This window comes from Anaeromicropila populeti (assembly GCF_900112775.1).
GTDB lineage: Bacteria > Bacillota > Clostridia > Lachnospirales > Lachnospiraceae > Anaeromicropila_A > Anaeromicropila_A populeti.
The window spans coordinates 1-12,665 of sequence record NZ_FOYZ01000016.1; the positions used below are offsets into that span (position 1 = coordinate 1).

The 12,665-nt window shown below is 33.7% G+C and carries 8 protein-coding genes; all 8 read left to right on the plus strand.

The genetic code is table 11. From position 1 onward, the window contains the following. The coding region (locus BM305_RS16070; RefSeq protein WP_177214773.1) for a cellulose binding domain-containing protein at window positions 1–246 on the plus strand (246 nt) is incomplete at its 5' end. Window positions 247–350: 104 nt separating this feature from the next. Further along, window positions 351–2,885: a beta-xylosidase family glycoside hydrolase gene (locus BM305_RS16085; RefSeq protein WP_207649505.1), complete on the plus strand. Its 2,535-nt coding sequence runs from the start codon at window positions 351–353 to the stop codon at window positions 2,883–2,885. 19 nt (window positions 2,886–2,904) lie between these two features. Further along, complete coding sequence (locus BM305_RS16090) at window positions 2,905–4,992, plus strand: endo-1,4-beta-xylanase (RefSeq protein ID WP_143099201.1); 2,088 nt, start codon at window positions 2,905–2,907, stop codon at window positions 4,990–4,992. A 198-nt stretch (window positions 4,993–5,190) separates the two neighbouring features. Then, window positions 5,191–6,897 carry a sensor histidine kinase gene (locus BM305_RS16095; protein ID WP_092563132.1) on the plus strand — a complete coding sequence of 569 codons (1,707 nt, stop codon included), beginning with the start codon at window positions 5,191–5,193 and terminating at the stop codon, window positions 6,895–6,897. 27 nt (window positions 6,898–6,924) lie between these two features. Further along, window positions 6,925–8,478 (plus strand): response regulator transcription factor, encoded by a 1,554-nt coding sequence (locus BM305_RS16100; RefSeq protein ID WP_092563135.1) that lies wholly within the window; start codon window positions 6,925–6,927, stop codon window positions 8,476–8,478. A 98-nt stretch (window positions 8,479–8,576) separates the two neighbouring features. After that, the gene (locus BM305_RS16105; protein ID WP_092563138.1) at window positions 8,577–10,115 is read left to right on the plus strand and encodes an ABC transporter substrate-binding protein; all 1,539 of its coding nucleotides are present in this window, start codon (window positions 8,577–8,579) and stop codon (window positions 10,113–10,115) included. Window positions 10,116–10,232: 117 nt separating this feature from the next. Further along, window positions 10,233–11,018, plus strand: coding sequence for a GHKL domain-containing protein (locus BM305_RS16110; protein WP_092563140.1), 786 nt, complete (start codon window positions 10,233–10,235; stop codon window positions 11,016–11,018). Between the two features lie 162 nt (window positions 11,019–11,180). Next, window positions 11,181–12,656, plus strand: coding sequence for a sodium:solute symporter family protein (locus BM305_RS16115; RefSeq protein ID WP_092563143.1), 1,476 nt, complete (start codon window positions 11,181–11,183; stop codon window positions 12,654–12,656). The last annotated feature ends 9 nt before the right edge of the window (window positions 12,657–12,665 follow it).

A 12,665-nucleotide genomic window follows, 5' to 3' on the forward strand; every position in this document is an offset into this window, starting at 1 on the left:
CAAGGACAAATTGTATTAAAGAATAACTCAACTAAAACATACAATGGCTGGACATTACAATTTGATTATAACAGCACTATAAATAGTCTTTGGGGTGCGGAATTATCAAGCCAGTCTGGTACTAAGGTTGTAGTTAAGAATCCATCATGGGATGCCGCACTTGCTCCAGGTTCAACCGTTACTATTAATTTTATAGCAACAGTTGGAAGTGATAAAAATACACCAACAAATTACTCCTTTAGTTAGACTTTAAATTATATAAAAGCTGTTTTGTGTATTGTTTCATGTTATAAAGAAAATAAAGGGTGAAGATTAAAATATTTGTATGTAACGTAAATGGAGGGGTATTAATGAGAAGGATATTAAGTGCTACTGCAATGTTAGCAATATTGTTAGCTAGTTTTTTTTCAACAAATGGAGAATTTATAGGGGTGAATTCAAAACAAATTGCTAATGCAGCAAGTTATTCCACATGGAACCCAGCAACTATTTATAATAGTGGTGACATAGTTTACTACAATGGTAAACTATGGATGTCCAGGTGGTATACAGTAGGAGAAACGCCAGGAACTACAGGAGAATGGGGTGTATGGGTAGAATATACGGATTCAACAGGAACAGAGTTGCCAGAGGTATCCAATGACTATCCAATATGGAATGCAGCAACTATTTATTACAAAGGAAATATTGTTTCATATGGAGGGAAATATTGGATGGCTCAATGGTATACACAGGCTCAAACACCAGGAACCACAGGAGAATGGGGCGTATGGCAGGAGTATACACCTGCTGGAACAGTAACACCAACCCCAACGGTAACATCAACACCAATGGTAACGCCGACACCAATGGTAACGCCAACACCAATGGTAACGCCAACCCCAACAGTAACGCCAACACCAACGGTAACACCAATAATTGCTACGGTTACTAATCCATACATATGGGCTGATGTTCCAGACCAAGATGTAATCAGAGTAGGAAATACCTTTTATATGAGCAGCACTACAATGCATATGAATCCAGGAGTACCTATTATGAAATCTACGGATCTGGTAAATTGGGAAATTGTAAATTATGTATACGATGTAATTGAAAGTGGTGACAAACAAACTTTAAGTAATGGCCAAAGCGAGTATGGAAAAGGTTCATGGGCAAGCAGCCTGCGATATTACAATGGTACTTATTACTGTTGCTTTGCCTGCTATACAACTGGTAAAACCTATATTTACAAAACTAATAATATTGAAAATGGTACGTGGACAAGAGTAGGATCACTGAATGGAGTTTACCATGACTCTTCCTTATTATTTGATAATGGACGGGTATTTTTAGTTTATGGTACAGGTAATATTAAAGTTGTAGAACTTAACTCTGATGCATCTGGTATTAAATCAGGCGGGCTGAATAAAACACTTATTACCAATGCGGGTTCTATTGCAGGTAGTGGTGGACTTGCAGCAGAGGGAGCACATATACAAAAAATTAATGGTAAGTATTATATATTTTTAATCTCATGGCCATCAGGTGGGATGCGGACAGAACTTTGTTATCGTGCAGACAGCATAGATGGAACCTATACTGGAAAAGTAGTGTTAAAAGATTCTGGTATTGCTCAAGGGGGAATTATAGATACAGCAGATGGAGTGTGGTATGGACTTCTGTTTCAAGATCATGGCTCTGTAGGACGTATACCATATCTTGTGCCAGTTACATGGAACAATGGGTGGCCTGTATTTGGCGTAAATGGGAAAGTTCCACTTACAATGACAAAGCAGGTAGAGGGTTCTTCTACAAAAAAAATCTATGCATCAGATGAATTTCAGACTTCTGGAGGAAGTAGCACTGAGATTATTACCAATGGCGGATTTGAAAATTCTACAGTAGGTCCTTGGACAAACCACGATAATGGAAGTATTTCATTAAGCACTGCTAATTATTATAGTGGCACAAAAAGTTTATTTGTTACGGAAAGAAAAAATACAGGTGATGGACCAAAGCAGGATATTACAGGAAAAATTAAAGCTGGCGTAACCTATTCATTTTCAGCAAAAGTAAAATACACATCAGGGCCAGCCACAAAACAATTTAATTATAATATTCAAAATGGCTCAAGTTATCAAGGTATTAAAGTTCTCGGAAGTACTACCTTGACAAAAAACCAATGGGGCACAATTCAAGGTACTTATACGGTTCCATCGGATGTGGATCTTACCCAGTCATTCTTATTTATTGAAACACCATACACATCATCACCAGATAGTACAAATGATTTAATGGATTTTTATGTAGATGATGTCTCTTTTAAAGAAACTGGTGCGTCAAATAAATTGGCATTAGTATGGCAGTGGAACCACAATCCGGATAATAATAACTGGTCACTTACAACACGTCCTGGATTTTTAAGACTTACAACTGGTAAAGTAAGTACTAGTATTTTAGATGCCAGAAATACACTTACCCAGAGAACTTTTGGGCCAACCTGTTCAGGAAATATCGTAATAGAAACAAGTGGAATGAAAGATGGAGATTTTGCAGGTCTTGCAGCATTTCAGCAGAAATATGGATTGGTGGGTGTAAAAATGTCTGGAAGCACCAAATATATTGTAATGGTAAATGCAAGTTCTGGTTCAGCGGTAGAAATAGCCTCTGTTCCAGTCAATCAAAGCAAAGTATATCTTAAACTTACTTGTAATTTTACGAACCAGACAGATAAAGCAACATTTTATTATAGCCTAGATGGTGCAAATTGGAACAGTATAGGAAATACGTTGCAGATGTCTTACACAATGCCACATTTTATGGGATATCGTTTTGCATTGTTTAATTATGCTACCAAGTCAACAGGTGGCTATGTAGATTTTGATTATTTTAGAATACAATAATAGAAAGAGAGGATTTTATATGAAAAAGATTTTGAGTGTTTTCCTATCTTTACTGCTTATAGTAGGTACTTTAGCTGTAGCACCATTTACTACAGCCAAAGCAGCAACAGTTCCGAGTAATGCAACATTACTTAATACATATGGAAAATTATTTGGTTATACTGGAACTTGTATCACACCATCTCAATTATCCAATAGTAGTATACTAAATTTTGTTAAATCACAATATAACAGTATAACATTGGAAAATGAAATGAAACCAGATGCTATATTAACAACTGGACGTATTTCTGTTTCGGAGGCAAAAAACCTTGGATACTATATACCATCAGGTTATACTGAAAGCACTGTTCCAAAGTTGAATTTTACCAATGTGGACAATGTAATGAAAACTTGTTACCAAAATGGCATTAAAATGCGGGCACATACTTTATGCTGGCATAGTCAGACACCAGACTGGTATTTTAGAAGTGGTTATAGCTCAAGCGGAAGCTATGTCAGTCAGTCTGTAATGAATACAAGACTAGAATTTTATATTAAATCTGTAATAAATCATGTGTATACTAGTCAGTATGGTAGTGTTGTATATGCATGGGACGTTGTAAATGAGTACATGCATGCATCAAACTCTGGATGGCAGACAATCTATGGAAGTGTAAACACAACACCATCTTTTGTTAAAAATGCATTTCAGTATGCGTATGACTGTATCGATTATTTTGGTTTAACAGATACAGTGTCGCTTTTTTATAATGATTACAACACCTATATAGATACAGATAAAACCATTCAAATGATCAACTGGATTAATTCTAGTAAAAAGATTTGTTCAGGAATAGGTATGCAGTCTCACTTAAGCTCTACATATCCAAGTGTTTCCATTTATAAGACAGCATTAAATAAGTTTGTAGCCCAGGGATATGAAATTCAGATTACTGAACTGGATGCAAAAGGTAATTCTGATTCTGACCAAGCGCAGTATTATTATAGTATTATGTCTGCTATCCTTTCTGCTAAAAAAGCAGGTGGAAAAATTACAGGTATTACTTGGTGGGGATTATATGACAGCGTATCATGGCGTACAGGCCAAAATCCACTGTTGTTTTCTAGTTTAAATACACCAAAACAATCCTACACATCTGTATTACAAGCATACTTTGATGCTGGTTATACAATAGGAAGTACTTCTGGCGGCACAGCAACGCCAACGCCAGTTGTAACGCCAACTCCAACCAGTACCCCTAATCCAGGTATAGGAAGTACTGTAAAATTAACCGATGGCTGGTATTATATTAAAAATGTAAATGCGCAGAAATACCTTCAGGTAAAAGACAATACAGGAGCAGCTGGACAGAATGTTGAAATCAGTACAGGTACAGGAGCAGCTGGACAGAAGTGGTATTTAACCAATACATCAGATGGTTATATTACATTAACCAGTGGATTAGGCAACTATATGATGGATGTGGCAAATGCTTCTGATACAGATGGTGCAAACGTTCAGATTTATAATGGTTATTCTGGAAATGCCCAGAAGTTTGTGATTAAGTCAACATCAACAAGTAATGTATATACCGTTGCAACAAAGGCAAGCAATGGAACAAAAATGTTAGATGCATATAATTTTGGTAAAACAGACGGAACAAATGTTTGTCAGTGGACATACGGTGGATATGCAAATCAACAGTGGGTATTTGAATCTACTAGCAGTTCTGGAGGTTCAACCGCAACGCCAACGCCAACGCCAGTGCCAACCGCAACAACAACGCCAACCGCAACGCCAGCGCCAACCGCATCTGGTTCTTTGCCAAGTGGAATCACTTGTGAATATAAGGTGGTTAGTGATTGGGGAAGCAGCTTCCAGGGACAGATTGTACTGAAGAATAATTCCAGCAAGACATATAATGGATGGACATTACAATTTGATTATAACAGTACCATTAATAGTCTTTGGGGTGCAGAATTATCAAGTCAGTCTGGAACAAAAGTGATAGTAAAGAATCCATCATGGGATGCAACGCTTGCACCAGGATCAGCTGTTACAATTAATTTTATAGCAACACTTGGAAGTGATAAGAATGCACCTGTAAATTATTCTTTTAGTTAAATGAAAAGCAGCAGATAACTCCTTACAAAAATAAATAATAAAGTAACATGCTCCTCTAGTGGCAGATAGTTTATATTTAAAACTGTTTGACGCTATGAGGAGCTTTTTATGTGAAAATTAATATAACAATTGGGTGTTGATTTACAATGTGTTATTATATAATCAAACAGTAGTAAAGAATAATGGAAAGGTCAAAAAATGCAAAAGAAAAAATCTTTTATAAAAGAAATGTTATTATATTTGATGATTTTAACGGGTCAGCTTATTTTAATTTTAGTTTATTTTTGTTTTTCATCCTATACTATTTTGCAAAAAGAGATAAAAGATGCATCAGGTGCGTTATTAAATATATATATCAATGAAGTTAATAATGGAATTATTGAAATGAATGGGGTATTGGTAAGTATTACAACAAGACAAGAAGAATTGGGAAATATAAGGAGCAACTCTGAAAATAAACGTAATCTTTCCGCAATATCTTTGCAAAATTATATGAAAAATTTAATGGCAGGCAATCATATTGCAGATGTAATCGTAGTATATGATGAAAAATATAATATTTGTCTGGACGCCATAAAAACAGGCTTTAACTTTGAAAAGAAAAACAGCTTGCGTGATTTTACCAGTAGAGCTGTTTCAAATCAAGCAATAGACAATTATCAATGGAATTTTTTAAAAATAGATAATGACGTTTATTTGTATAAAATGTTTCTTAAAGATAACAGAGCTATTGCTATATACACCAAAGCAAGTAATATTTTAAATGCTATTTCTGGTGAAATGAAGGGAAATCGTTCTATTATATTGACAAACAATGAGGGGGATATCGGATATGTCTGGGGTAAACAGACAAGGAGTATTGTGAATGGAGGTAATATTAGTAATATAAGTACTGATAATTATTTTCAAATAAGCAAAAGTATTGTAGAAGAACAAATAAAAATTTATTGTTTTACTGCAAAAAAAAGTATTTTTCAGCAGACACATACAAGTATGCTTGGTGTTGCAGCAGCAGCAGGTCTGTCAGTTTTTTTTATGTTCTTTATTTTACACTATGCCAAACAAGAAATTGCAGCTCCAATGAGGCTTATCATAAGTAATATGGAAAAGATTAAATCGGGTAACTATAGTAGCTGTATAAGTAAAAATTTTAGCAAAAAGGAATTTGAACTGCTACAGGAAACAATTGAAAAAATGGTGGATGAAATAGTGGAACTGAAGATTCAGGCATATGAAAAACGGATTGCATTTCAGGAAATGGAGTTAAAAAGTATACGTTTACAATTGAAACCACATTTCTTTTTAAATGCGCTTACAACTATTTCAAGTTTAAACAGCCAAAATAGTAAGGACCAAATAGCAGTATTTATAGATGCACTGTCTAAAAATATAAGGTATATGTTTCGCACAGGATTTCACACTGTTACAATAAAAGATGAAATCAGGCATGTACATAATTATTTTGAGATGCAGGAGTTAAAGTATCCTCAGTGTGTTTTATATATAATTGATTTGCCTAAAGAACTGGAAGAATGGAGACTTCCTCAAATGATCATTCACACCTTTATTGAAAATGAATACAAATATGCAGTTTCTATGGATAAAACATTATTAGTTTTAATCAAAATAAGTATGCAGAATTATAAAGGAACCAATATGCTTCTAATTGAAATTGAAGATGATGGGAAGGGGTATCCACAGGAAGTGCTGGAATATATGAATCACTCTAACAGAGAAGACAGTGGAACTGAAACTCGAATTGGATTATGGAGTGTAAAACGGATGATGGAACTTATGTATAATAGAGATGATTTGATTTTATTAGAAAATGTTTATCCCCACGGATGTTTAAACAAAATATATATACCGGAAAAGGAAAATTATAAGATGAATACAGACCATTAAACTAAAGTACAGGGAGAAAGTGAAGAAGTGATAAATCTATTGATAATTGATGATGATACAGCAACAGTTAGAGCCATTAAGGATTCAATTGCGTGGAGTAAGATTGATATTAATAATGTATTCACAGCATTTGACGTATTACATGCAAAGCAAATTGTAAAGGAAGAAAAAATTGATATTATTATTAGTGATATAGAAATGCCTCAAGAAACAGGTTTGGATTTACTAAAGTGGGTACGAGAAAAGAAAATAGAATGTGAGCTTTTGTTTCTTACCTGCCATGAAAGCTTTTCTTATGCAGCTGACGCAATTAATTATGATGTAGCAGCATACTTGGTAAAACCTTTTGATATTCATACAATGGAATTGAATCTTCAAAAAATAGTTATGAAACTGAAACAAAAGAGAAATCTGAAGCAAAACTCTTGCCTTCTAAAGCAGGATTTCTGGAAAGGGGCTTTAGAAGGAGAATTACTGGATAATACACACATACAGGAGGAGCTTCAAAGAAGAAACCTAGATATACAAGCAAATAAAAAATATTGTTTTGTTTATTCCAGAATAAGTAACTATGAGGAGGATGTAGAGCGGTACGGAAAAGGTGTTTTTGAGTTTATGGTGGAACAATTTCATAGGGAAGTGCTGGAAGAAAGTAAGTTTAATGAAAATGTCATTAAATTTCAAGATAGAAATACTTTAAATGTTGTTACAATTTGTGATGAGAAATTGCATCAAAAGCTTATGGAAAAATGCCAGCAGCTTATGGAAGTCTTTAATAATTATTTTCAAGCGTTTCTTACATGTTGTATTAGTAATGTTTACGAAATTGTAGAACTTTTTAATGCAAAGCAAAAAGTGGAAAAATATTTTAATTATAATTTAAGAATTTATAGTTGTATTTTTCAGGAACAGGAAGTTGAACTGCCTGTTAAAAAGAAAATGCAGATGATAGAACTTGAAAAAATGATAGAGCTGGTAGAAATAAAGGACAGGACTCAAATACTACGTTATTTGAAGCAAGTATTTAATGAACTGGAAGCTGGAAACAACCTTAATATACAAGCTTTATATTTAATAAAGCAGGAAATTCTGCAAGTAGTCTATGCAGACTTAATGAAGCAGGGCATTCAGGCTACCAAATTATTTTATGATGAAATTTCAATTAAAATGTCTGAGTGTGCTACGAATTCAACAGTTGATATGATACGATGGGTAAATTATCTGCTTGAAAAAACATTTGATTATGAATATGAGGTTACAAAATCAGTTACTGTTATTGATAAAATTAATAACTATATACATCAACATTATTCCGAAAATATTGGACGAAATGATATTGCAAAAAAATTTTATTTGTCACCGGAATACTTGTCTAAATTATACAAGAAACGAACAGGTGTTAATTTGAAAGAATACATTAATGAGTATCGTATTGAAAAAGCAAAAGAACTGTTAAAGGCTGGAGAAAAAAACATTAGTAACATTGCAGAGTCAGTAGGATTTGATAATTATTCATATTTTTCTACAATTTTTAAGAAAATAACTGGGGTTTCACCAAAAGAGTATAGAGAAAATGATTAGAGACGTTATAAAATTAAAAAAATTAGCCTTATTTTTAATAGAGAAATAAATAATTCACTGCTATACTTGTAATTATTATTGAATCAGGGAGGCTATTTATGCGGAAAGGAATTAAAAAAGTGGCAGTAGTTTTTGTGGCAGCTATTGTAACAGTTATCTTTTTTACCTGTGATAACTTAGATAGCAAAGAAGAATACTCACAAGACGGTGCTAAAAAATATGATAAAATTGTATTCGCGTATGCAACCTTTAATGCTCTTCCAGAAGAAGAAGCTTTGCAGACTGTGGAAGAAGCAGTTAATAAAATTACAAGAGAGAAAATAGGGGCAGAGGTAAAACTAATGCCTATTGCAATAGCGGATTATTCATCTTATGTGAATATGGAATTACAAAGTGGAAGTCAGATTGACATATATCAAACCTTTGGTAGTTTTAATGAATATGTTTCTAATAATATGACGTATGATTTAACAAATATTATGGAGAGCTGCGCACCAAAAACAAAACAACTCCTTGGAGAAGAAATACTTTCTTCTTGTAAAAAAGATGAAAAAATATTTGGAATTCCAGCATATAAGCCTTATGGTTTAGTACCTATGCTTATATATAAACGGGAAATTGCCGAGAAACTAAACATCGATATGACAAAAATAAAAAGCGTGTATGATTTAACAAGTGTTTTAAGAAAAGTTAAGAAAGAATATCCAGATATGGAACCGCTGGTTCCCGTTATGCAAGGAACCGCTGGAGCCAATTTATGTATTCAGGATGTTGATTATTTGACAGATGACTATAACAGTCCAAAAGGAATTATAATGGGGCAGGACATGACAGTAATTGACTATTACGGAACAGATGAATTTAAAAATACTTGCAATCTGGTCAGGACATGGTATAAGGAAGGGCTAATTGTGAAAGATGCTGCAACAACCACCAGCACATCAAGAGAGCTGATGTCGTTGGATAAAAGCTTTTGTTATATTGCCTGTTACAGTTCTTCAGTCTATAATGGACTGGAAGCATTAGAAAAACAGTGTGGAGGAGAACCACTAGGTGCTGTTCAGTTGGGAGAAGCATATTTAAATACGGTATCTGTAAATTCAGTAACATGGGCAGTTTCGTCTACATCAAGGATCCCTGAAACAGCTTTGAAATTTCTAGATTTAACATTTACAGACGAGGATATTATTAATCTTCTTATATATGGAATAGAAGGTAGGGATTATGTAATAAGCCAGGATGGATATGCAATGTATCCAGAAGGAAAAGATGCATTTAATGTGCCATATACCGCACAGCTTAGTTGTGGAATAATGGGTAACTATTTCTTGGTTTATCCCCTGACCGCATCAGGTAAAGAATATTTGAAATGGGAAGAAGAACAGAATAAAACATTAAAAAAATCGCCAGCATTAGGATTTACTTTTGATTCAAGCTCTGTAAAAATTGAATATACCGCAGTAGAAAATGTAATACAACAGTATTTGCCAGCACTGCTCTGTGGTAGTGTTGATCCTCAAACAATTATTCCAGAGTTTAAAGAAAACTTAAGTACAGCTGGCTTGGATAATATAATTGAAGCTAAACAAGAACAATTAAATGAGTGGGTAGCAAAAAATAATGGACAAGTAAAATAGTACCCTTAGAAAGACATTCTTCAATTTATAAAAGAGTGTAATATATTGCCAAAAATTTGGTGTTGTGGTAATATGTATAAAATATAACATGCAGAGGAACGTCTAAAGGGGGATATTATGCATAATCAAAAAGTTTTCATAATAGTAATGTATGTGGCAATTATTGTTATTCAGGTTATAATTAATGCTGTTATAGCAGGTTATTCCTGCCTGACATTATATAAGAAAAACCAGCGCCATGTGAAGGACAACGAAACAATTGATTTTATTAAGGCACAGTTAACTATGTACAACAATATTTCAAATAGTACAAATGAACTTCAAAATATTAAAAATCAGTGGAAAGCACATTTGTGTAATATGCAGCTTTTGTTAAAAGAAAAAAAGTTTGAGGAAGCTACGGCATATATTGAAAAACTTATGCCAGATGCCTTATTAGAAAATCAAATTTATGAATTGGAAAATACCATTTTAGCAGTAGTTATTTATGAAAAAAAGATAAGGGCAGAGGAGAAAAGTATTCAGGTGGAGTTTAATTTAGAGGTGAAGGATCTTCCACTGACAGCAGGGGAAATAAATGGAGTTGTTGGAAATATTTTAAATAATGCAATTGATGCATGTGAACAAATTGAAGACATAAAACAGCGTTACATTCGGTTTGAAACATTTGAGAAAAAGGGGAAAATATACATAGTTTGTCGAAATTCTATTTCAATGTTTTCAGAAACAGTAAAAAAAGGATATTTAGGTAAAAATAAAATGAATATTATTAACAATGATTTTCAAATTAAAGTAGCTAATAACATAATTGAGAGAAACAACGGTGAGATGCAAATTCGTTTTAACCAAAATGAGTTTGTAATAAAGGCAATTATAGACAACTTGTTTGAGATGAGAGTGTAATAGTAGTGAAAGATATAAAATAGTAACAAATATATTTTATTTATTATGCAGTTCATACAAAAACCTTGACGGTATTATTTATCAATTGTATAATTTTAATATGTGCGCATGTACATTTTAGCGCATTAAACTTTTAATGAGATAAAAGGAGAAGAAAAGACAATGGAGTATATAATCTGTCTTGTAGTTTATCTTGCTGTTATGGTTGGGGTGAGCTTATATGCTCGGAGAAGAACTAGCAGCGTAACGGATTTTGCATTAGGAGGGCGCTCTATTCCTCCATGGATGTCAGCATTTTCTTACGGAACAGCATACTTTTCGGCTGTAATATTAATTGGTCATGCTGGAAAAAATGGCTGGACATTTGGCATGTCAGCATTCTGGGTAGTATTTGGTAATTCAATTATTGGTACATATTTAGCATGGAAGGTGTTGGGAAAACGAACAAGAGAAATGACACAGCGGTTAGAAGCTGCAACCATGCCACAGTTTATAGCTATAAGATATAAGGATCAGAAGCTTCGTTCCGTCACATCGTTTATTATTTTTGTTTTTTTAGTACCTTATGCAGCATCTGTATACAAGGGGCTGGGTTTTTTATTTCAGCTTACTTTTGGCATTGATGAAAAAGTAATAATGCTAATTATGACAGTAGTAACTGCATTTTATCTGGTTCTGGGAGGTTTTCTGGCTGCCTCAATAGCAGATTTTATTCAGGGTGTTATTATGATTATTGGTATTGTTCTGTTGGTATTTTATATTTTATCCAATGATCATGTAGGTGGTCTCGTAAATGGTATGGAAAGCTTAAAGGCAATTAATCCTGATTTAGTTGCTCCAATAACAAAAAATACAGCAATTCCTTTAGTGTCTCTTGTTCTTATGACAAGTTTAGGTACATGGGGACTGCCTCAGATGGTTAGCAAATTTTATACAATTAAAAGTGAAAAGTTTATTTCTACAGCAGCAGTTGTTTCAACCATGTTTGCACTGATTGTAACAATAGGAGCTTATACAATGGGATCTATGAGCCGCTTAATTTTAAATAATACAGCACCAGCCAATGATAATGGTGGAATTGTGTATGATAAAATTATTCCAATGGTATTAAACACAGATGGAATAATGCCAACAGTCGTTCTTGCGGTTTTGCTGATTGTTATTTTAGCTGCATCTATGTCTACGCTGGCATCAATTGTTTTGGCTTCTAGTACAACATTTGTTATGGATTTAGTAAAGCCGTTAGCAAAAGATAAATTAAATGAAAAGCATACGGTATTGTTATTACGTATTTGCTGTTTATGTTTTGTTGCAGCCGCTTACATTTTGGCAATGGGAAACAGTCCAATTTTAAATTTAAATGCATTATCATGGGGTGTGGTTTCTGGAACATTATTAGCACCATATTTGATTGGTCTGTATTGGAAAAGAGCAACTAAGGCAGGAGTTTATGCAAGCATGCTTACAGCAGTTTTAATTATGATGAGCGCAGTAGTAACGGCTGGATTAAACAGTCCATATATTACAACCTTTAGTGCGTCTGCAATGATTGTGCCAAATGTGGTGTTAATTATTGTGAGTCTGGCAACTAAAAAATTAGATGAATCGCATATCACATATATTTTCAATAAGAAATAGATAAAAAGA

Bases quoted from the DNA above. Each gene is read 5' to 3' on its own strand.
- BM305_RS16085 (WP_207649505.1), top strand. From the start codon at position 351: ATGAGAAGGATATTAAGTGCTACTGCAATGTTAGCAATATTGTTAGCT.
- BM305_RS16090 (WP_143099201.1), top strand. From the start codon at position 2,905: ATGAAAAAGATTTTGAGTGTTTTCCTATCTTTACTGCTTATAGTAGGT.
- BM305_RS16095 (WP_092563132.1), top strand. From the start codon at position 5,191: ATGCAAAAGAAAAAATCTTTTATAAAAGAAATGTTATTATATTTGATG.
- BM305_RS16105 (WP_092563138.1), top strand. From the start codon at position 8,577: ATGCGGAAAGGAATTAAAAAAGTGGCAGTAGTTTTTGTGGCAGCTATT.
- BM305_RS16110 (WP_092563140.1), top strand. From the start codon at position 10,233: ATGCATAATCAAAAAGTTTTCATAATAGTAATGTATGTGGCAATTATT.
- BM305_RS16115 (WP_092563143.1), top strand. From the start codon at position 11,181: ATGGAGTATATAATCTGTCTTGTAGTTTATCTTGCTGTTATGGTTGGG.